21 protein-coding genes and 1 pseudogene are annotated in these 20,942 nt (G+C 67.7%); 5 read left to right on the plus strand and 17 right to left on the minus strand.

Annotated features, from left to right (window positions below; translation table 11 throughout):
• Positions 1-82: 82 nt before the first annotated feature.
• The 4 genes and pseudogenes from AB2U09_RS12435 to AB2U09_RS12450 all read right to left on the minus strand — a co-directional run bounded on the left by AB2U09_RS12435 (position 83) and on the right by AB2U09_RS12450 (position 2,717).
• A complete protein-coding gene (locus AB2U09_RS12435; protein WP_459193043.1) occupies positions 83-826 on the minus strand; it encodes a type 1 glutamine amidotransferase in 744 nt (247 codons plus the stop codon).
• 51 nt (positions 827-877) lie between these two features.
• Positions 878-1,276: pseudogene (locus tag AB2U09_RS12440) on the minus strand (DUF2085 domain-containing protein); the annotation flags it as partial.
• A gap of 118 nt (positions 1,277-1,394) precedes the next feature.
• Positions 1,395-1,844, minus strand: a complete 450-nt coding sequence (locus AB2U09_RS12445) for a TM2 domain-containing protein (RefSeq protein WP_459193044.1) — start codon at positions 1,842-1,844, stop codon at positions 1,395-1,397.
• A gap of 72 nt (positions 1,845-1,916) precedes the next feature.
• The gene (locus tag AB2U09_RS12450) at positions 1,917-2,717 is read right to left on the minus strand and encodes an alpha/beta fold hydrolase (protein WP_459193045.1); all 801 of its coding nucleotides are present in this window, start codon (positions 2,715-2,717) and stop codon (positions 1,917-1,919) included.
• A 247-nt stretch (positions 2,718-2,964) separates the two neighbouring features.
• Here AB2U09_RS12450 and AB2U09_RS12455 point away from each other — a divergent pair, with 247 nt between their 5' ends.
• Positions 2,965-3,294, plus strand: a complete 330-nt coding sequence (locus AB2U09_RS12455) for a hypothetical protein (RefSeq protein ID WP_459193046.1) — start codon at positions 2,965-2,967, stop codon at positions 3,292-3,294.
• A gap of 161 nt (positions 3,295-3,455) precedes the next feature.
• Here the strand turns inward: AB2U09_RS12455 and AB2U09_RS12460 are convergent, their stop codons facing one another.
• The 7 genes from AB2U09_RS12460 to AB2U09_RS12490 all read right to left on the minus strand — a co-directional run bounded on the left by AB2U09_RS12460 (position 3,456) and on the right by AB2U09_RS12490 (position 11,654).
• The gene (locus AB2U09_RS12460; RefSeq protein ID WP_459193047.1) at positions 3,456-3,593 is read right to left on the minus strand and encodes a hypothetical protein; all 138 of its coding nucleotides are present in this window, start codon (positions 3,591-3,593) and stop codon (positions 3,456-3,458) included.
• A gap of 2 nt (positions 3,594-3,595) precedes the next feature.
• The gene (locus AB2U09_RS12465) at positions 3,596-5,362 is read right to left on the minus strand and encodes a nitrite/sulfite reductase (RefSeq protein ID WP_459193048.1); all 1,767 of its coding nucleotides are present in this window, start codon (positions 5,360-5,362) and stop codon (positions 3,596-3,598) included.
• A gap of 209 nt (positions 5,363-5,571) precedes the next feature.
• Positions 5,572-6,135 (minus strand): molybdenum cofactor guanylyltransferase, encoded by a 564-nt coding sequence (mobA, locus tag AB2U09_RS12470; RefSeq protein ID WP_459193049.1) that lies wholly within the window; start codon positions 6,133-6,135, stop codon positions 5,572-5,574.
• Between the two features lies 1 nt (position 6,136).
• Positions 6,137-7,444, minus strand: a complete 1,308-nt coding sequence (locus AB2U09_RS12475; protein WP_459193276.1) for an MFS transporter — start codon at positions 7,442-7,444, stop codon at positions 6,137-6,139.
• 509 nt (positions 7,445-7,953) lie between these two features.
• Complete coding sequence (gene nasA / locus AB2U09_RS12480; protein WP_459193050.1) at positions 7,954-10,110, minus strand: assimilatory nitrate reductase NasA; 2,157 nt, start codon at positions 10,108-10,110, stop codon at positions 7,954-7,956.
• A 227-nt stretch (positions 10,111-10,337) separates the two neighbouring features.
• Positions 10,338-11,099, minus strand: a complete 762-nt coding sequence (locus AB2U09_RS12485) for a ParA family protein (protein ID WP_459193051.1) — start codon at positions 11,097-11,099, stop codon at positions 10,338-10,340.
• A 117-nt stretch (positions 11,100-11,216) separates the two neighbouring features.
• Positions 11,217-11,654 (minus strand): HIT family protein, encoded by a 438-nt coding sequence (locus AB2U09_RS12490; protein WP_459193052.1) that lies wholly within the window; start codon positions 11,652-11,654, stop codon positions 11,217-11,219.
• A gap of 725 nt (positions 11,655-12,379) precedes the next feature.
• Between AB2U09_RS12490 and AB2U09_RS12495 the strand changes: the two genes are divergently transcribed.
• Positions 12,380-12,718, plus strand: a complete 339-nt coding sequence (locus AB2U09_RS12495; protein ID WP_459193053.1) for a cupin domain-containing protein — start codon at positions 12,380-12,382, stop codon at positions 12,716-12,718.
• Between the two features lie 84 nt (positions 12,719-12,802).
• A complete protein-coding gene (locus AB2U09_RS12500) occupies positions 12,803-13,177 on the plus strand; it encodes a NifU family protein (protein ID WP_459193054.1) in 375 nt (124 codons plus the stop codon).
• A gap of 108 nt (positions 13,178-13,285) precedes the next feature.
• Here AB2U09_RS12500 and AB2U09_RS12505 read toward each other — a convergent pair whose 3' ends face one another.
• A complete protein-coding gene (locus AB2U09_RS12505) occupies positions 13,286-14,368 on the minus strand; it encodes a presenilin family intramembrane aspartyl protease PSH (RefSeq protein ID WP_459193055.1) in 1,083 nt (360 codons plus the stop codon).
• A 309-nt stretch (positions 14,369-14,677) separates the two neighbouring features.
• Between AB2U09_RS12505 and AB2U09_RS12510 the strand changes: the two genes are divergently transcribed.
• Both AB2U09_RS12510 and AB2U09_RS12515 read left to right on the plus strand, forming a co-directional pair.
• Positions 14,678-16,231 carry a sulfatase gene (locus AB2U09_RS12510; protein WP_459193056.1) on the plus strand — a complete coding sequence of 518 codons (1,554 nt, stop codon included), beginning with the start codon at positions 14,678-14,680 and terminating at the stop codon, positions 16,229-16,231.
• A 2-nt stretch (positions 16,232-16,233) separates the two neighbouring features.
• Positions 16,234-17,259 (plus strand): lysylphosphatidylglycerol synthase transmembrane domain-containing protein, encoded by a 1,026-nt coding sequence (locus AB2U09_RS12515; RefSeq protein WP_459193057.1) that lies wholly within the window; start codon positions 16,234-16,236, stop codon positions 17,257-17,259.
• A gap of 60 nt (positions 17,260-17,319) precedes the next feature.
• Here the strand turns inward: AB2U09_RS12515 and AB2U09_RS12520 are convergent, their stop codons facing one another.
• The 5 genes from AB2U09_RS12520 to AB2U09_RS12540 all read right to left on the minus strand — a co-directional run bounded on the left by AB2U09_RS12520 (position 17,320) and on the right by AB2U09_RS12540 (position 20,815).
• Entirely contained in the window at positions 17,320-17,562 is a 243-nt protein-coding gene (locus AB2U09_RS12520; protein ID WP_459193058.1) for a DUF8593 domain-containing protein, read from the minus strand.
• 114 nt (positions 17,563-17,676) lie between these two features.
• Positions 17,677-17,826: a hypothetical protein gene (locus tag AB2U09_RS12525; RefSeq protein ID WP_459193059.1), complete on the minus strand. Its 150-nt coding sequence runs from the start codon at positions 17,824-17,826 to the stop codon at positions 17,677-17,679.
• Positions 17,827-17,913: 87 nt separating this feature from the next.
• A complete protein-coding gene (locus tag AB2U09_RS12530) occupies positions 17,914-19,770 on the minus strand; it encodes a UvrD-helicase domain-containing protein (protein ID WP_459193060.1) in 1,857 nt (618 codons plus the stop codon).
• A gap of 175 nt (positions 19,771-19,945) precedes the next feature.
• Positions 19,946-20,245 carry a DUF7521 family protein gene (locus AB2U09_RS12535; RefSeq protein ID WP_459193061.1) on the minus strand — a complete coding sequence of 100 codons (300 nt, stop codon included), beginning with the start codon at positions 20,243-20,245 and terminating at the stop codon, positions 19,946-19,948.
• Between the two features lie 219 nt (positions 20,246-20,464).
• Positions 20,465-20,815 (minus strand): winged helix-turn-helix domain-containing protein, encoded by a 351-nt coding sequence (locus AB2U09_RS12540; protein WP_274322473.1) that lies wholly within the window; start codon positions 20,813-20,815, stop codon positions 20,465-20,467.
• Positions 20,816-20,942 lie beyond the last annotated feature (127 nt).

The following is a 20,942-nucleotide window of genomic DNA, read 5'->3' on the forward strand; positions in this document are numbered from 1 at the left end:
CGGAGCCCGCCGGATCGGTCGTCCGGTCGCGTGAAAAATGTCGGTGGTTATACTGGTCGGGCCCGACCGAACAGCTGGTCGGTCAGTCGTCGGCCGCGACGGCGTCGTCGCCGGCGGCGTCGTCGATGCTCGCGGCGTTGGCGCCGTGGACGTCGACCTCGCCGACGAAGTCGACGAAGTTGTCGAAGACCTGCTTGGCCTCGCAGGCGGCGTCGAAGTTCTCGGGGGTGATCCCGTCGAGGACTGACCGGATGCGTTCCTCGGGGAGGTCCTTGCCTTTCGTGACCTCTTCGGCGGTCTGCACGTCGTACTCGGGATGGAACTGGACGCCGAAGACGCGGTCCTTGCGGAAGCCGTGGACGCCGTACTCGTTGGTCGCGAGCCGCTCGGCACCCGGCGGCAGTTCGACGACGGCGTCCGAGTGCGTCGTGAAGACGGTGAACTCCTCGTCGAGGCCCGCGAGCAGTCGGGAGTCGCCGGCCCGCTCGACTGTGCGGTAGCCGATCTCGTACTCGCCCATCGACTCGACGGTACCGCCGAGCACGTCCGCGAGCAACTGGTGGCCGTAACACACGCCCAGACAGGGGAGTCCGCGGTCGATCGCCGCTTCGACCCATTCCTTCGTTGGGTCGATCCACTCCTCGTCCCAGTACACGGAGGCGCGAGAGCCGGTGACGACGACGCCGTCGAAGTCGTACGTCTCCGGGATGTCGCCGGCCGGGAGGTGAAACTCCGTCAGGTCGGCGGCCAGCTCCCGGCGGAAGTTCCGCCGGTTGCCCTCGGCCTCGTGGGCTGCGTTCAACAGGGCGATGCGCGGCCGTGTCATCGTCAGGTACCTGTGCGCTCGGCGAGTAAAAGGCTGTCCACCGTGGCAGTACTACGGGCCGTGTGAACTGTGTGCTTGACCGTTACCGTCGGTGTCGTCACTGTCCTCTTCGCGACGCCGTGTGCGTGCGAGCAGCGTTGCGGCGGCCCCCCCGTAGACCGCGGCGACGCCGAAGAGCCACAGCGGCCGCTCGGTCAGCAGCCACGGGACAGCGATCCCGTAGCCGAGTCCGAGCAGCGCGCCGGTCGCCGTCCGGACCGCGTTCGAACCCGGGCGATCCGTGAACGTCGTCGCCGCCCAGTCGACCAGCGCGGGCGCCGGTCCGACGGCGACCAACCAGGGCCACGCAGCCCGACCTGTCACGGTCAGGACGAGCACGACCCCCACGAGGATGCCCGGGTAGACGCCGCTACAGCGTGCGCAGAGGTGGACCGTCCGTTCCCCCGGCGAGAGCGAGTGACAGCGGTGGTACTCGTCGGGCTCGTGATGCGATAGGAGGTACCGTCTGGTGCGCGCGAGCCCGGCGCGGAGTTCGGACCGGCGGCGAGCGCGTCGACGACTCGCCGGCTCAGTCGTCGAGGTACTGGCGGCGAAACTCCTCGTCGCTCTTCGAGAGGTAGATCAGCCCCTCGACGACCCCGATGAGGCCGGGGATCATCGTCCAGAAGAAACAGAGGTAGATGATCCCGGTTCTGGTGTCGCCGAGGTAGAACTTGTGCGCACCGAACCCGCCGAGGAAGATGGCGAGCAGCGCGGCGATGAGCCGCTGATCCTCGTCGGACCCCGTGCCCGGCTGACGGACGCCGCACTCCGGACAGATCTCCGCCTTCTCGTTGATGATCGCGCCGCACTCGGCGCAGAACTTCTCGTCGGGCCCCTTCTTCCCAGCGCCCGCGCGGCCACCGTCGGCCGATTCGCCTTCGAGACTGGTATCGTCCACGCTGTCGCTGACCCAGCTGTCGTCGGCGCCGTCGTCGTCCGGCCCGTCCCGACCGTGACCCGAATCCTCGCCTGACATGCCTCCATAGAGGCGTATCACGCGGGTAAAACTACCGGGAGAGTCACAGACTACTGGGATGGTGAACGACGGTCAGCCGTCGAAGTCCCCGAGGAGCGCGTCGTTGACGGCCGCGCTCTCCTCGATAAAGCAGAGGTGGCCACCTTCGACGGCCGTGAACTCCCCCCGGGGAAGGTCGTCGGCCAGGTCTCGACCCGCCTCCGTGGGAACTACCGCGTCGTCGACGCCGTGGTAGACCCGCGCTGGCGTCGTGACCTCGTAGAGCGAGTCCGAGCGATCGAACTCGCGCATCGCCGCGGCCTGCGCCTCGAACCCGACGCGGTCGGCGTCTTCCTCGCGGCGCCAGCCGACGATTTCGTCCGCCACGTCCTCGTAGGCGTCGACGTTCGCGGCGAAGGCGTTCCGCAGCGACGCGCGGAGCGCGTTCGGATCGTCCCGCGGAGCGAACAGCGAGTCGAGCGCGTCGGCGTCGACGCGGTCACCGCTCGCCGCGGTACCGAACAGCGTCAGCGTCGCGGCGCGACCGTAGCGGTCGGCGTACGCCAGCGCGACCATCCCGCCGAGTCCCGCGCCGACGACGTGGACGTCGCTGACGCCGTGGTCGGCGAGGACCGCTTCGAGGTCGTCGGTCAGCGTCTCGACGCTGTAGGGGCCCTCGGGCGTGCCCGACCGCCCGGTCCCCCGGAGGTCCCAGACGACCGTCTCGAAGCCCTCGACCAGCGCCGCGTGTTGCCAGCCCCACACCCACGCGCCGTAGCCCGCCGGGTTGACGAATACGACCGTATCGGCTTCTCGCTCGGCGTCCTCGGGCGGGTTCGGATCCCCTTTCGCCTCGTAGTAGAGGTCGACGCCTCCGTCCGTGACGACTGCCATTGCCTCGACGTTCGAACGCCCGCGGTAAGGGGCTCCCGGTTCGCGGTAAGACGCGCCTTCGGGCTTCGAGAGGCGCTGTACTGCCCGTCAAGGGGCCTGATCGTGCGACTTATTGCCGCAACGTGTGGTACCGCTTCGAACTGTAACTAATTGTTTACTCTGATCCGAGTAAGACTTTTAACCCCGCCATATCCTACGGTAGGTCGATGACAACGCAGACGCCCAACGACTCGAACGGTGACGGAAAATGATCTGGCAGGACCTCGTGTTCCTCTGCGGCAGCGTCTTCTCGCTGTGTGTCCTCATGCCGACGCTGCGCGACGCGAGCGCCCGCGTTCCGCTGGGGACGGCGCTTCCCTCCGCGTGCATCGGCCTCGTCTACGGCACGACGTTCTTCACGCTCGGGATGACGATGTCCGCCGTCGGTTCCATCTGCGCCGGGACGATGTGGTCGCTCATCGCGCTCATGCGCTCGCCGCACCAGTACAACCCCACAAACGGTGCCGCTGCCCGCGCCGCCCAGACCGACACCCAGTCGTCGAACGACTCCGGCGGCTACGCTTCGCACGCGGACTGAGATCGGATCTTCCGGGCCGGCACGGCGGTCGAACCACTCCTGCGAATTTCGCGGTTTTCCGAATGACGTCCCGCTAGCGGGCGAACGGGAATAGAACTCGAACAGGCGTCCCGAGCTACAGCAGGGAGAACGGAGCAGAGCGTAGATGCGGATCCCGGGGCTTACCGCGCGGTATCGTCCGCGATCCGGCGTCGCTCATCGGATGTCGCGGTCGCGCCGAACAGTTCCGGTGCCACGTCGAAGGCCGCCTCGGGTGCGGCGTCGCCGCCGTGCCCGGTGGACTCGCAGTCGGGCCGCATGGTCAGTCGTCCGCCGAGAGCGGTTGGCCCTCGGCGTCGGTGGGCGCGGGGCTCTCGCCGTCGGCGAAGGGGTACCACGACTGCTTGGCGTCGGTGAGACAGGGGTCCTCGTAGCCCTCGACCTCTTCGGGTTCGGCGAGTTCGACGATGGTCTCGTGGCCGGTGGCGTCGACCCACTCGCGGAAGGTCTGGCCCTCCTCGCGCAGCGCGGCGTAGGCCTCGACGAGGTTGGCGATCATCCCGGGCACCTCGTCGGCGGGGACGCGCTGGCGCACCCACTCGATGAACGACGGGTCCTCGCCGACGCCGCCGCCGACGCCGACGTCCATCGCCTCGACCATCTCGCCGTCCTTCCGGGCGCGCATGCCCTGCATGCCGATGTCGGCGGTCATCGCCTGCCCGCAGTCGGCCGTACACCCAGAGTAGTGCATCTTGATGCGGTCGACGTCGTCGGGCAGGTCCACGTTCTCGCCGAGCCACTGCAGCATGCGCGCCATCCGCGTCTTCGTTTCGGTCAGCGCGATGGAGCAGAACTCCGTGCCCGTACAGGCCATCGCGCCCTGCACGAACGGGTTGGGTTCGGGCTGGTAGGTGTCGAGCAAGTCCTCGTTGAGCAGGTTGGCGAGCTGGCCGTCCGGCACGTCCATCACGAGGGGGTTCTGTCGCCGGGAGAGGCGGACCTCGCCGGAGCCGTAGGCGTCGGCCAGGTCGGCGAGTTCGATGGCGTCCTCGGCGGGCATGCGCCCGACCGGGACCGACAGGCCGACGTAGTTCCTGTCGTCTTTCTGGTCGTAGACGCCGACGTGGTCGTGGGCGCCGCGGTCGGCGGACTTCCCCGCGTTGTACGTGTACTCGCCGCGGAGGTCCGTCCCCGCGCGTTCGAGTTCGAAGTCGAGGCGCTCGTCCATGGCCTCACGGATCTCGTCGGTGCCCCGCTCGTCGACGAAGAAGCGCGCGCGGTTCTTCGAGCGGTTCTCGCGGTTGCCCTCCTCGTGGTAGAGCTCGACGAACGCCCGGACGGTTTCCTTGGCCTGCTCGCGCGTAACGAAGATGTCAAGCGGGCGCGCCTCGCGCGGCTCCCGGCCGCCGAGACCCCCGCCGACGCGAACGTTGAAGCCCCTGACTTCCTCGCCATCGATCAGCTTGCGCGCGGGTTCGAGCCCGATGTCGTTGAGCGAGTCCTGGGCACAGCCCTGCTTGCACCCCGTCACCGAGATGTTGAACTTCCGGGGCATGTTGGCCAGGTCGTCGTCGTCGCGGATGTCGGCCTGGATCTCGTCGAGCAGTTCGCGGCTCTCGACGTACTCCTCGGCCTTGCCGGCGACGGGGCAGCCGGAGATGTTGCGCATCGTGTCCCCGCCCGCAGACCGCGAGGAGACGCCGACGGCCTCCAGCTTCTCCCAGATCTCGGGGACGTCCTCCAGTTTGAGCCAGTGGAGCTGGATGGACTGCCGCGTCGTGAAGTCGACCCAGCCGTTGCCGAACTCGGGGTTCTCGACGGGGCCTCTGGCGTAGTCGCGTGCAACCTCGCCGATGGCGCGCAACTGGCCCGGTTCGAGCACGCCACCGCAGTTGGTCAGCCGCATCATGAAGTAGCTCTCCTGACCGCTGCGGTGGTGGAACACGCCCCAGAACTTGAAGCGAGCGAACCACTCCTCGCGCTCGTCTTCCGGGATCGACTCCCAGCCCTGCTCCGCGAACTCCTCGAGTTTCTCGCGTACCTTGTCGCCGTACAGTTCGTCTTTCCAGGCTTCCTTCTTGTGTGGCATTGGATCGTCCTCCGTTTGTGTTTGTTCGAAATTTCGGCAGATACTCGAACGAACGTCTTCCGTTTTACGTTTCAACTAGCTAACTGCGACGAACATAAGCGTAATCGTTTACAAAATTCGAATACCTCTCGGAAATCCGGACGATCGGTCGAAATACAAACACCTTAAACGCATTTGGGTGGGGTCCGGGAGCGGCCGTCGCCGGTCGGTCAGGGGCCGAGTCGGTCGGTGGCCGGCGCGAGGTCCGCGCGCGAGCCGCGGGCCAGCGGGTAGGCGTCGACGTCGGGCGCTTGCGCGTCGATCACGACCGGATCGAGCCGCGAGAGCACGTCGTAGAGCCGTCCGGACCCCGAGGCGAGGGTGTGGTCGCAGGCGACGCGGGCGGCGTCTGCGTCGTAGACCGCGTGGAGCGGGTGCAGTCGGCGGTCGCTCTGGGGGACCGCAGCGGGGTCGCACGCCTCGAAGAGGTCCTCGAGCAGCGGCGCGTCGACCGTCGGCACGTCGCCGGCGACGACCGCGACCGCGTCGCCGCTCGCCACGCGGACGCCGGTCCGGATGGACGCCACCGGGCCGTCGTCGGCGACCGGATCGACCGCGAGCCGGTGATCGATATCCTCCAGCGCCTCCTCGACTGCCTCCCGGTGGTCGTTGCGACAGGCGACGACGACCTCGTCGACGACCGGCTCGACGGCGGCGCCCACTCGTCCGAGCGGCGAATCTACTGTCTCCGGGTCCGCATTTCCGATCTCGCTCAGCAGGAGCGCCGACCGCATCTCAGTCGTCCCCCGGGACTCGCGACTCGGCGTTCGGGCTGGCGTTGACGAACCCGCTCTCGGTCGCGATCTCGGCGATGTGGGGCTGGAACACCCACGCCGCCAGCAGGACGATCGGGATCATCGAGGCGGCGACGATGGAGTAGCCGAGGTGCAGGTTCGCCAGGAACGGCGCCGAGTAGACCAGCGGGTAGACGATCCCGCCGACCGTGCCGACGCCGCCGACGACGCCCGCGACGGCGCCGGAGCTGTTGGGGAACATCGCCGGCACCTGCGCGAAGATCGAGCCCTCGGCGAACGCGCAGGCCATCCCGACCACGAAACCCGCGCCGACGGCGACCAGTACCCGTCCCGAGAGGCCCGCGAGGGTCATGCCGAACATCGACAGGACGACGAACGACAGCGTCACGAACGTCCACTGCTCGCGGTAGCGCCCCTCGAACAGCGGGATGATGTTCTTCTCCTTGCGGGCGAGCAGGTCGCTGACGTAGCCGCCGATGGGCCGCAGCAGGCCAGCCGCGACGGAGAACGTCGCCGCGAACGTCGAGGCGAGCACGAGGTTGTCCGTGTCGAAGCCCTCGCGGTAGTAGGTCGCGAGCCAGCCGTTCATCGACAGTTCGAGGCCGAAGGTCATCACGTACGCGAGCGCGAGGACGACCGTCCCGTAGCGGGTGGCGGTGTAGAACCACCCCTTGAAGCTGGCGTTGTCGGCGGTGGCCTGGCGCTTCTCCTCGCTCTTGGCGGCCTCGCCGAGCGCGTAATAGACGACGGCCAGCAGGATGGAAACGACGCCCGTGTAGAAGAACGCGGCCCGCCAGTTGGTGTCGAACAGCGGTCCGCTCCAGTTCGACCCGAACACGCGGGGCAGGATGAGCGCGCCTCCCGCGGCGCCGGCGTTGCCGATGCCCGCGTAGATGCCCTCGGCCGTCCCCAGCTGTTCCTCCTCGAACCACTCGGAGACGTGCTGGATGCCGATGACGAACGTGATCCCGGCCGTCGCGACGATGAGCCGCTCGACGAAGAACACGGCGTAACTCTGGGCGAACGCGCTCGCGATCGAGAACACGCCGACGTACGTCAGCACGATGGCGAAGACGGCCGGCGCGCCGAACTTGTCCGAGAGCCAGCCCGTCAAGATCCGACCGAACGGGGCCAGCCAGATGGCCGCGCTCGCGAGGATCCCGATCTCGGCCAGCGAGAGGCCGAACTCCTCGGCCATCGGCCCCGTGAACGGGGCGAACGAGAACCAGATCAGGAACGAGAAGTTGAACCCGACCGTGGCGAGCACGAGCGTCCGCCACTTGGTCATCCTGATCAGTCCCACGCGTCTCCCACCTCCCCGGTTGCGGGTGCCGTAGCCGTCGCGCCCGACACTCCATCGACGGTTGCCGATTTTCCTGGCCGACAGATCGCCGAACCATAATCAATCACTATTTCCGTCTGTCCGTTCAGTATTTCACTCGATCTCATTTCGAACGTCCACCTTTCTACGGGTATATGCTGGACTGGCCAAACATATAACGCTAGTTGTTCAATTTGTAAAGATTAAATCGCTGCCGTTGGACGGACGGACGATATTAGGACGGATACTGTAGATATAAGGATGTAATTCGTCGAATCAGTGGACGGTAAACCTGACAGTTGTCGACTTCGAGCGGTCGGTCCGAGGCTCGCTGGGCAGATACTGAAGGCAAGCGGCGCGCGCCGGACGCGGGCCGGCATCGCCGTCTCACGGACAGCACTGATCGCCCGGAACGACGGGAAAACGGACGGGCAGACGACTCAGCGAGTCGAAACAGGTGAATCTCGGATCGAGAATCAATCGTCGGCGCGCACCGGCGCGTCGGCGGTGACGACCGACTCGTCGGCGGGCGCGACCAGCCGGACGGCGCACTGCTTGAAGTTCGGTTCCTTCGACTGGGGGTCCAGCGCATCGACGGTCAGCCGGTTCGTCGCGGGGTGGTGGATCGGAAGCCAGACGAGTCCGTCCGGGACGGCGGGGTCCGGATCGACGGACGCGCGGACCGCGTCGCGGCGGGACTCGACCACTACCTCGCCGTCCCTGATCGCCTCGCTGTCGGCGACGGTCTCGGGGTTGACCCGCGCGACGACCGGATCGAGGTCGTCCACGTCGCGCGAGCGGACGCCCGTGTTGTAGGCCTCCGACTCGCGGGCGGTCGTCAGCGTCAGCGGGTAGTCCTCGTCGACGGGTTCGGGGAGTTCCTCCTGTCGCCCGGTCGAGAAGCCGGCGCGCCCGCTCGCGGTCGGGAACGACCACGACTCCTCGCCGGTGTCCGGCTCCGATTCGACTCCGTTGTCGCCATCGCGCGGGACGTACCCGCGGTTGCCGTCGTCGCCGTCGTAGTAGCGATAGCCGGCGTCGGTCTCCGCGTCGGGCGCCGGCCAGCGGAGCGCCTTCAGGTCTTCCAGTCGGTCGTAGGTGATCCCCGACATGTCGGCGACGGTGCCCGCCGTCATGCCCGCGAACTCGTCGAAGAGGGTCTCGGGGTCGGGATCCGAATCGTCGAACAGCTCCGGGAACAGGCGCGCGCCGATGGTGGAGACGATCCGCAGGTCGGTCCAGACGCCGCTGGGCGCCTCCGTCGCCGCTCGCACCCGCGAGACGGTCCGCTCCATGTTCATCGCGGTCCCTTCGGATTCGCCCCACGTCGCGGCCGGCAGCACCACGTCCGCGAGATCGGTCGTCTCCGTCCGGAAAGCGTCCTGTGCGACGAGGAAGACGTCTTCGAGGTTCTCTTTGGCGACGCTCGCGTCGGGCATCCCCGCGACCGGGTTCGTCGCGACCGTGTAGGCCACGTCGATCTCGTCCCCGAGTCCGTCGGCGATGCCGACCGGTCCCGGACCGGGATCCGGCGGCAGACGTTCGACCGGGATCCCCCACTCCTCGGCGACGGTCTCGCGCTCGTCAGGGTCCTGAAACGGGCGGTGCCCCGGCCACGTGCCCTTGCAGGAGCAGACGCGAGTGCCCATCGAGTTGGCCTGCCCCGTCAGCGAGAACGGGCCGCTCCCCGGCCGGAGGTTCCCCGTCGCGAGACAGAGGTCGATGAGCGCCCGCGCGATGTCGGTGCCCTGGACGTGCTGGTTGACGCCCATCCCCCAGTAGCAGAGGGCGTCGCGCTCGAACGCGTCGGCGAGTCGCTCGACGTCTTCGGCCGAAACACCGGCGCGCTCGGCCGCCGCGTCGCTGTCAGGCAGGGTCGCCCGGAGCTCCTCGAACCCCTCGGTCGCCTCGGCGACGAACGCCTCGTCGACCCGGTCGGTCTCGACGATGCGCGCGAGGACGGCCCGTGCGAGCGCGAGGTCTTGCCCGGGTTCGGGCGCGACGTGTGCGTCGGCGTGTTCCGCCGTCTCGGTTTCCACGGGGTCGACGGCGAGCAGTTCGACGCCGCCCTCGCCGGCGGCCTGGCGGATCCACCGAAACATCACCGGGTGAGCGGCCGCCGGGTTCGCCCCCCAGACGACGTGCGCCTCGGCCTCGGGGATGTCGTCGTAGCTACAGGGCGGCGCGTCGCTGCCGAACGCCTGGTAGTAGGCCGTGACCGCGCTGGCCATGCACAGCGTCGTGTTCGCGTCGTAGTACCGGGTTCCAAACCCGCCGCGGGCAAGTTTCCCCAGCGCGTAGGCGGCCTCGTTGGTCTGCTGGCCGCTCCCGAGGACCGCTACCTCGCCGTCCCCGTCGAGCGCCCCCTGGAAGGCCCCGAGCGCCTCCGACAGCGCCACGTCCCAAGTGGTCGAGACGAGTTCGCCTCCGCGGCGGACCATCGGCCGGGTCAGCCACTCCCCGTCCGGGTCGGCGGTCTCCCTGACGCCGCGCTGGCAGGCCAGCCCCTGATTGACCGGGTGGGCGGCGTCGCCGCGGACGACGTCGATGCCGTTGCCGATGTCCGCGCCGCGCTGGAGGTGGCCACAGCCCACCGCACATCGCATGCACGTCGTCGGCACCCAGTCGCTCATCGATCGATCACCGTCTGTCGATAATCTATTGGCGATCGTACCGATCTACCACTATATCGTAGACGAACGCAAACCATTCTGTCGTATCGTATGCCATATTCACCGTACTAAACGCTATCCCTTGAACAATTAAAACACGATCTCACATGTTCGGCGGGACTTTGTATCGATGGTCCAGTTGCTACCGGCCGTCGCATCCAGTCGAGTACGAACGATCGGCCGTGTCTCTATTCGCGACCGGGCAGATAATCGGTCACCGACGAGGAGTCGGGTTCGGGCAGGTCGGGGTCGACGCCGGTGAGCGACTCGACCGCCGCCCCGAGCGCGGTGGTGAAGGCCGACGGCTCGACGGCTGTTGGCGCTTCGGAGAGCGCGGTCGCTTCGCTCGTCGGGATCACGGCGTCGGCCGCCTCGACGGTCGGAGAATCGGGGTTCCCTTGGTTGGCGACGATCGCGTCCACGCCGGCGTCGACGTCCCCGAGGCGGTCGCAGTGGCGCGGGACGGCCTCGACGCCCCGCTCGGTGTCGGGCACGACCAGCGCGACGGCGTCGGCGGCGGTCACCGCAGCGACCGCCTGGTTCGCGCCCACCGGCGGCACGTCGACGAAGACGGCGTCGTATCGGTCGGTCGCCGCCGACAGCCGTTCGGCGAGTCGACGCGCGCACTCGCTGGTCTTGGCCCGCGCCAGCCGCTCGAAGGCGGCCAGCGCCGGCGCGACGGTCACCGACCCCGGGACGTCCAGCGACAGCGTCGTTTCGGCCTCGGCCAGCGGCCGGTCCTCGGTGAGGACGCGCGTCACGTCGGGGTCGATCCGCTCGGGTACGAACGCGGCCAGCCCCTGCGTCGTGAACGACGCGTCCACGACGGCCGCATCGTAGCCGTCCCGTGCCAGCGCCGCCGCGAACTCCACCGAGAGCCGCGTCGCCCCCGCGCCACCGACGCCACTCACAACTGCATACACTTCACCACTCCCCTGCGTTCCGGTCATGTACCGCCATTGCCTCCTTCCAGTTGAAAAACCTACGTGTCCGCTGGCGGTCGATTCGACCGTCACAGGAGGGCGAGCGGATCCGGAGAAATGCCCACTGACAGCGTCGAAAACGCGTCAGTCGTCGACGCCGTCGGCGATCGAGGCCGCGATGTCGTCGAGTTCGTCGTCGTCGAGGTCGGGACGCCCGCCGCCGAAGATCGCGTGGATCGGTCCGCCGCCGCCGCCCTCGAATCGCGGGATGATGTGGCCGTGCGCGTGCGGTACTTCCTGTCCGGCCTCCTCGCCGTTGTTGAACGCGACGGTCGTCGCGTCGGCGTCGACGGCCGACTCGATCGGCTCGACGAGCCGGTGCATCACTGCGAACACCTCGCCCGCGAGGTCGCTCGGTACGTCCTGGACGTGTTCGTGGTGGTCCTTCGGGATGACGAGCGTGTGCCCCGGCGCCAACGGATTGGCGTCGAGGAACGCCAGCACGTCGTCGTCCTCGTAGACCGTCCGACTCGGTATCTCTCCGGCCACGATCTGACAGAAGATGCAGTCGTCTGCGCTCATGTGCGAGGGGTCGAAGGCCGACTAAATCAAGCTTAGCCATCTTTTTCCCCACCCGAGTTTCCTCGGCGCGCGAAGCGCGCCTGCGGGGAACCCGGCCGGCAAAAACATGGGTGAAAAAGGCCGCTCGCGCTCTGCGCGAGCGGTGAACCGGCGCCTGCGGCGCCGGATGCTTACAGCAGGGGACACCCGGACTACGGTGGCGCGCGCTGTCGCGCGCTTTCATGCGCGCGACGGAGCCGTGCGAGGGATGAGGGAGCGGAGCGAGCGAATCGGCTGGGGAGGCGTGTGGCCGTCTGCAGTGCTGTGGCGGTGCGGGTGCGGTTGCGGCCCTGGTGGACTGAAAGGGCGAGGCGCGCTCGCGTTTATTGTAGTCGCCTGAGCGACCACTACCCGAGTGCAACGAAGGTATGTCGCTTGGTTCGAGAGAGCTTCGCTCTCTCGTCATCCCGAAAATCTCCGATTTTCGGAGACAGCGACCGCGAGCGCGCCGAGGGCTTTCATCGCTTACTGATTCCTGCGGTAGCACCTCCGAGCGAGCGCGCCGAGGGCTTTCATCTCCTGCTGTCCGCGGCAGTCGAATCAGTTGTTAGCGAGCGCATCGAGGCCTTTCAGCGTCTACGGTCGACAGCGATCACTCTCGCTCGTGATCGACCTCTAATAACTCCCGAACAGACCCGCCGTAGTCACCACCCACGCTTAGGTGCGCTCGCGTCCACCAGGCACCTATGCAGGTCGAAGCACATTCGGCGAACGAGACGGTCGAAGTGGTCGACGGCGTCTACCTCACACAGCTGGCGGTGGGCGAGCGGACGAGCGTCCAGCACGTCCACATGGAGCCGGGGGCGGTGGTCCCGGAGCACAGCCACGAACACGAGCAGGTCGGGTACATCACCAGCGGGTCGGGCGTGTTCGTCGTCGACGGCGAGGAGTTCCCCGTCAGTTCGGGCGATTCCTACCACCTCGCGGCCGACGAACCGCACAGTCTGGAGAACACGGGCGACGACCCGCTCGATGGGATCGACGTGTTCGCGCCGCCGCGTGCGAATCCCGACTGGCAGGACTGAGACGGTCGAAACCGCGGCGACGCGGGGGCAGCAAACACGTGAGTCCAAAGGTCTAAGCCCCGTCGTCGCTAACGTCGAGACACTATGAGCACCGAAACCGAGGGCGGCGACGACCTCGAAGAGCGCATCTCGAACTTCCTGCGGCGCAACTTCCCGCAGATCCAGATGCACGGCGGCAGCGCGGCGATCGAGGAGATCGACCGCGAGGACGGCTCGGTCACCATCCAGCTCGGCGGCGCGTGTTCCGGCTGCGGCATCTCCCCGATGACCATCCAGGCCATCAAGACCCGCATGACCAAGGAGATCCCCGAGATCGAGACGGTCAACGCCCGCACCGGCGGCGGCATGGGCGGCGGCGAAGGCATGATGGGCGCCGACACCGGCCCCTCGATGCCCGGCGAGTCCCGCGGCGGCGAGATCGGCGGCGACGACGACGAAGGCCCCGAAGCACCGTTCTAAGCGCCGCCTCCTCGGTCGACTTCTCGTATTTTCGACTGCGTAGTTGCGACGCTGGACGTCGACGGCGCGCGTGAAACCTATCCGCGTTGCGTGGGCCCCTCGGTGCCGTTAGAGCCCGAGCGCCGACGTGATCGGGATCCCGGCCGCGACCGCACCGATCAGGTAACCGCCCAGTACCCCGGCGTTCAGCGGCGGGAGGCCGGCGTGGGCGCCTTCGACCCGGTGGACCAGATAGAGGAGGCCGCCCATCCCGACGAGGCCGCCGACGAGCGCGCCGAGTGCGGGCGCGTTGGCGTTCAGTGCGGGGACGATGGTGGGGGCGTCGAGGAACTCGCCGGCGCTGACCGCGAGCATTCCGGGGATGATCGCGTCACCGAGCCCGAGCAGGGCGATCTGGGAGCGCGCAGGGCTTTCGGTGTCCGCTGCATCGACTTCGGCCTCTTCCCCGTTTTCGGCCTCTTCCCCGGTCTCGGCGCCCTCGCCGTCCCCGTCGCCCATGAGGTCGAAGTCCGGGTCGCGCATCGAGAACTCGAGCGAGTGCGGGACCACGAAGACGATGGGCGCCTTGAGGTCGCCGAGGCCGCCGGCGAGTTCCTGCATGTGGCCGGAGACGTACACCGCGTAGGCGTCGTAGCCGGCCCACGCCACGAGGAGGACGACCACCGGAAGCGGGCCGAACCCGAGCCCGATCATCGGGATCGCCGCCGCGCCGAAGATCACCGCCGCGACGTCGTTGACGTACCACTCCGGGTAGACCCAGAGGACGACGAAGGTGACGGCCGCGACGGCGATGGAGGCGGGACTCGTCGGCAGGCCCATCAGCGCGCTTCCGGTGGAGGCGATCTCGCCGACCCCCGTGATCGCGACGAACGCGACAGCGGTGAGCGTGCTCGCGGACCCCAGCAGGAACGCCCGGATGAGCGCCTCGCCGTAGCCGTAGCGGAACGCACCGACCATGACGCCCGTCGCGACCAGCAGCATCACCGCGAAGACGCCCACGTTGCCGACGTCTCCGGGGTCCTCGAACATAGCCAGTCCCATCGCCGCGACCTCGTCGGTCAACACGAGTCCGAGGACGATCGTGGCCGCGTAGCACGCCACGATCCCGACGTAGGCGTACGTGCCCGACGGGATCCCGGTCGAGTTCGCGGCGCCGTCGGCGGTCGCGTCGTTCGTCGCGCGGTCGCTCATCGCTCGGCCCCCTGTTCCATCGTCTCCCCGTGTGCCGCCAGCCGTTGCATTGTCGAGTCCGACGGCCACCGCGTGCAAATATGTCTCGGACTGTTGCGAGGTGCTGGTGATACCCAGGTCGCCGTCCCGTCTGCGGCGGAACAGCGACGGAGCGAGGCTTTTGTGCTGATCTGGACGGGAGTCCACAGTCACCGTCGATTCCGTCCGCGAGCACGGGAACGGTGTCGTTGACGGCCGACGCAAGCACAGATCGACACCATCGATGACGGAATCACGGACTTTAATTCCGTGCGTGGCGGTTCTCTCTCTATGAGCGAGACAGACGGTCCGGGGAACGTCCTCTTCGTCGTCACGGACACGGTCCGGAAGAGCCACCTCTCGGTGTACGGCTACGACCGGCCGACGACGCCCAATCTGGAGGCGTTCGCCGACGACGCGCGGGTCTTCGAGCACGCCGTCGCGCCGGCGCCCTGGACCCTCCCCGTCCACGCCTCGCTGTTCACCGGCCTGTACCCCACCCAGCACGGTGCAACCCAGGAGAACCCCTATCTAGAGGGCGCGACCACGCTCGCCGAATCCCTCAACGCCGCCGGGTACGCCACGGCCTGCTACTCCTCGAACGCCTGGATCACGCCCTACACCAACCTCACCGACGGGTTCGACGACCAGGACAACTTCTTCCAGGTCATGCCCGGTGAGTTCCTCTCGGGCCCGCTCTCGAAGGCCTGGAAGACGATGAACGACAACGACACCCTCCGGAGTCTCGCCGACAGGCTCGTCGAACTCGGTAACACCGCCCACGAGTACTTCGCCGAGGGCGGCGGCGGCGACTCCAAGACGCCCGCCATCGTCGACCGCGTCCGGGACTTCGTCGAGGAGAGCGAGGCCGACGGCGACGAGTGGTTCACGTTCGTCAACCTGATGGACGCCCACCTGCCGTACCACCCGCCCGACGAGTTCGCCGAGGAGTTCGCCCCCGGCGTCGACTCGACGGAGGTCTGCCAGAACTCCAAGGAGTACAACTCCGGCGCCCGCGACATCGACGACGGCGAGTGGGAGGCCATCGAGGGGCTCTACGACGCCGAGATCGCCCACATCGACCACCACCTCGGGCGCCTGTTCGACTGGCTCAAGGAGACCGGCCGCTGGGAGGACACCCTCGTCGTCGTCTGTGCCGACCACGGCGAACTCCACGGCGAACACGACCTCTACGGCCACGAGTTCGGCATCTACGACCCGCTCGTGAACGTCCCGCTCATGGTGAAACACCCCGACCTCGACGCCGAGCGCGACGAGGAGACCACCGTCGAGTTGCAGGACCTCTACCACACCGTCCTCGACCACGCGGGCGTGAGCGCGGCCGCGGGCGGCGAGCCCTTCGACACCGCGCGGTCGCTCCTGCGGGCCGACTACCGCGAGTTCGCGAGCGTCGACGGACCGACCGGCGCCGAGTCCCGCTTCTCGGCCCACGACGACGGCGAACTGGACGACTACGCGTTCGTCGACTACCACCGCCCCATCGTCGAGCTGAACCAGCTCGAGAGCAAGGCCGAGGCGGCGGGGATCGAACTCGACGCCGACTCCCGGTTCTACTCGCGGATGCGCGCCGCCCGGCGGACCGACGGGAAGTTCATCCGCAACGAGCGCATCCCCGACGAGGCCTATCGGATCGACACCGACCCCGACGAACTGGAGGACGTGGCCGGTGACGAGGACGACGTCATCGCCGCCACCGAGGAGGCGCTGGTGACCTTCGAGTCGGAGATGGACGGCGAGTGGGCCGACGTCACCGACGAGGACGTCCTCGACGACATGGGCGAGGAGGCGAAAGACCGCCTCTCGGACCTGGGGTACATCGAGTAATCGTGCCCGAGTCCGAGGGGTTCACCGACCTTGCCGACCGCCGGACGGCGCTGAAGATCCTCGGCGGGTTCGCGGTCGCGCTCGTCGTCCTCGCCCTGCTCGCCTACGGTATCGGGCTGGAGAAGATCCAGCGCGAACTCGCCCGCGCGGACCCCCGGTGGCTCGCCGCCGGCTGTCTCTCGACCGCCGTCGGCCTCGTGGCGTGGGCGAAGGCCTGGCAGGTCGTCCTCCGCGTCGTCGGCTACGACGTCCCCTTCCGCGATCTGGTCGTCACCTACTACGCGGCGACGTTCGCCAACTACGTCACGCCGCTCGGGCAGGCCGGCGGCGAGCCGTTCATCGCCTACGTCCTCTCGCGGGACACGGAGGCCAGCTACGAGGACTCGCTGGCGTCGGTCGTCACGGCCGACCTGCTGAACCTCCTCCCCTTCTTCACGTTCGCCGCCATCGGGACGATCGTCCTCTTCGTACAGACGACGCTCTCCGGTCGAGTACAGGGTGTCGCGGGCATCCTCGCGGTGTTCGCCGTCGGCGCGCCCGTCGTGGCGGTGCTGGGCTGGCGCTCGCGCCGGCGCGTCGGTCGCTTCGCGCTCCGCGTAGTCGCCCCGGTCGCCAGTCGCACCCGCTTCGTCAGCGTCGAAGGAATCCGCGAGCGCCTGCGCGAGCTCAACGAGGCGTTCGAGCGCATCGCCGCCGACCCGCGAGCGCTCGCCCACGCGCTGGTCTACTCCTACGTCGGCTGGCTGTTCTTCGCGCTCCCGCTGTACTTCGCTGTCCTCGCCGTCGGCCGGGAGATATCGCTGTTCCTCGTGTTCTTCATCGTTCCCGCGAGCACGCTCGCCGGGCTGACCCCCTCGCCCGGCGGCCTCGCCGGCGTCGAAGCCGCGCTCGCGGGACTCCTCGGCACCCTCGCCGGCTTCTCGTTCGCGACCGGCCTCTCGATCGCCATCGTCTATCGGCTGGCGAGCTACGTCTTCGCCGTCCTGCTGGGCGGCCTCGCCGCGATCTGGGTCGTCACGCGCTCCTGAACCGTATCGACGGCACCCCGCCTCCCGTATCCGGCGAAGACGGCGGACAACGGAGCCTGTTCAGAGCGATCCGAGCCGTATCTCGTCGTCTGTGACCGATTCGATGTCGCTCTCGTCGAGCGGGAAGCTGTCTTCGCTGCGACTGCCCCACCCGAGCTTCGACATCACCGTGTCCGAGACGCCCGGATCCGGCTCGATGTGCGCCTGCCCGCCGCGGACTTCGACGACGCGACCGATCTCCTCGCCGCCGCTGTCGACTACTTTCTTCCCTTCGTCGGCGTCTGTGATGCTGGTGTCTGCCATTGCGTCTCCGCGTACGCCGGTACGTGACCTGTACCTCTGCCTTGCTGGCGCAGGCCACGCACCCGGAGCGCGATCGCGATCGCCGAGTGAACTCCGCGGGTACCCGTCGCCCGGTCACTCGACGAGCGGTTCGAGTTCCGCCTCGTAACACGAACGGCAGACGTAGCGGTCGAAGGTCCCGGCGTCGCTCTGCGTGTTGACGATCAGGTGGACAGTCTCGGCGAACGGGACCGTCTCGCCGCAGATACCACACTCCTCGGGCACTGTCGCTCTAACTGCGTGGGTAGGTCACACACTGCAAAGAAGGTGCGGGTCAGCGGAGTGCCGGCGGAAACCGACGGGACGGAGGTCTCAGTCCGCGGCGACGGCGTCGTCGAGTTCCTGAGCGTTCGCGATGACGTCGTCGATGGAGTCGCCGGTCGGCTCGTTGTTCAGCAACACGTCGATGGGCAGCGTCGGCGCGCCGTCGACGAGGTTCTCCATGATGATCAAGCGCTCGCGGGCCCGGGACATCCCGACGTAGAACACGCGGCGTTCGTTGTCGGTGAGGGTGGGGACCGGCGAGGTGTGCTTGGTGAACTCCTCGTCGCCGGGCACCTCGCGGTCGGACTGGTCGACGGTCGCGGCCATCTGCTCGACGACCTTCTCCGTGAGGTCGGTCGCGACGAAGACGTGGTCGGCCTCGCGACCCTTCGCGCTGTGGATGGTGCCGACGCGGACGCGGTCGGTCTCCATGCCCGTGTACTCGCCGCTGAAGTACGCCTCGACGCTGCGCTCCTGGAAGCTCGTGACCTTCCGGAGCATGTCCGCGGCCGCTCGCGGGTCCGGGACGAACGGCGCGAAGTCGCGGATCGTCTCGGGTTCGACCGACAGCTCTTCCAGGTCCTCGACGTCCGCCGCCTCCTCCATCTCGTCGAGCTCGTCGAACAGGTCGTCGCGCTCGCCGGACCCGAACGCCGAGTCGGCGAGCATGTCGGCCAGCCGGCGGGCCTGCAGGCCCGTGACCGACTCGTCCTCGTCGAGCGACTCGATGGCCTTGACGTACTGGGTGAGCCGGTCGGTCCACATCCGCTGGTCGGTCAGGCAGGTGAAGGGGATGCCCTCGTCGATGAACTCGTCGATGAACTGGAACATCTGGTAGCGAGCGCGGAAGAGGATCATCGCCGTCCCTTCCTCGTCCTGCTCGATGGTCCGCCGGACGTTCCTGACGAGGTCGATCATCGAAGGGTTCTGGACGCCCTCGACGCGGCCGCCCTCCTTGCGCGGATTGAGGTCTTTCTCCTGGCGCTTCTCGATGTGGCTGACCTCGCGGTTGACGACGTTGAGGATCCGGGAGGGCAGTCGGTAGGAGTTGGGCAGGATGTTGTCGTCGGTGACGTCCTCCTCCAGCAGGAGGTCGGGGTCGGCGCCCTGCCAGGCGTAGACGACCTGGTCGTCGTCGCCCGCGATGAGGACCGTCTCCATGTGGGGGCGCCACTCCTGATAGACGTCGTACTGGAGGGTCGTGATGTCCTGGAACTCGTCGATGACGAGGTAGTCGACGCTGGGGAGCAGCGACCGCTGGGCGACGCGCTCGAGCATGTCGGCGAAGCCGACCACGTCGTTTTCGCCCTTGTACTCGCGCCACGCGCGGATGGTCTCAGGGACGCTGATCCGGTCGTCGTCGCTCGGCCAGGTCGGCGTGTACTTGTTGCCGGTCTGGGCGTTCTCGTCGATCTCCGGCGGGAGCCGGACGACCTCGTCGTCCCACTTGAACGGGACGTCGTACCAGTCGGCCACGTCGCGGCGGGTCCGCTGGAGCCACTGGCTGGTCGCGATGATCTTGTTGCCGATGGTCGTCGAGCGGGCGGACCGACGGCGCGAGCCCTCGTACTCGTCCTCGTACTCGATGCCGAACTCGTCGCAGAAGTCCTCCTTGTCGGACTCGCCGACGACGTCACCGCGCGAGAGGTTGAGCAGCTCGTAGGCCTTCGCGTGCATCGTGCAGACGTTGCCCTTGAGCGCCCGCGGCGACTCCCCCAGTCGCTCGGCGAGGCGCTCGCGGATCTCCGCAGCGGCCGCACGCGTGTACGAAACCACCAGCACGTCGCGGAACTCCACGTCGTCGTTCTCTTCCAGCAGGGTCTCGACCCTGTCGAGCAGTGCCGTCGTCTTCCCGCTCCCGGGACCACCAAACAGGCGCGTCACCTGGGTGGACGCTTCAGTCATTGGCCCACGAAAGGGGCTACACACGCATAAACGACGTGGGTTGACGACGACGAGCGTTCGGCCCCCGCAGGCCGGCGTCCGCGGCGATCGAGCTAGCGAGGCCGGCCCGAGGGCGGACGTAGACGGGTCACACCTGTGGGAAGTACCGTAGCGAGAAGCGGTCTGGGGCGCCCGTTCAATCGCGGTACAGCGAGACGTACAGCATCGTGAAGCCGATGATGAAGGGGACGGCCTCGGTCATCCGGAAGAACAGCCGGACCGTCTCGGCCGCTTCGCGGGCGCCGACCTGCGCGATCACCGTGCTCGCGACGCCCATGCTGATGAACGCGAAGCCCATGAACGCGTACTGCAGTCGCTCCGTCGGCCGCTGTCGATACGCCTGGAAACTGATGAGCGTGATCCCGAGCGAGAGCCCGAACACCGCCATCCGCATCAGCGCCAGTATCCCCCGCATCACCGCGACGACGTCTACCATTGTTCGCGTCGTCTGTCCGACAGCACGGTCTCCCATATAGTTTCGCCGGTCCAGCCCGGACGCCGTCCCGGAGTTCGGACAGTTGACACTGTTCGCAGGCCGTCGGACGCACGGCTCACTCGCCGTCGAACGGATCGGCCGCGACTGGGGGGAGCGTGGACCCACCGCCACGCTCGTCACCCACTCGTCGTCGCCCGCTCGTCGCCGTTCGCCCGTCTCTCACTCCGGGTTGAGGTCGTCCCAGAGCTGGCTGAATCGGTCGGGGAGGTTCTCCTCGCGGTAGATACGCACCTTGTACTCGTCGTCCTCGAGGGAGATGACGGTCGACTCGAAGTTCGACTCGTAGACCTTGTAGTGGTTGCCGTCGTCGGCCACGAGGGTCTGGTCTTTCACGAGATCGTACTGGCTGAGCATCTCGATGCGGCGGTAGACCGTCGGGAGCGACAGGTCGCACTCTTCGCTGAGATCCTTCGCCGACTGGGGCTCGCGACTGATCGCGGCGAGCACACGGCGGGCGTGTTCGTCACCGATGGTGTCGAGTATCTCCTCGATAGCCCGTTCTTCGTCCACTACCGGTGTGATCTCTCGACCTCTTACATATGCCTTTCGAGGGTCGGCTCTTTCAGCCTCAGAAAACGCGCCTATCCCATTATAGGACTGCCCCCAGTAGCATCGAGTGCGGACCAAGTGCGGGCCC

Source organism: Halosimplex yunnanense (assembly GCF_054504345.1).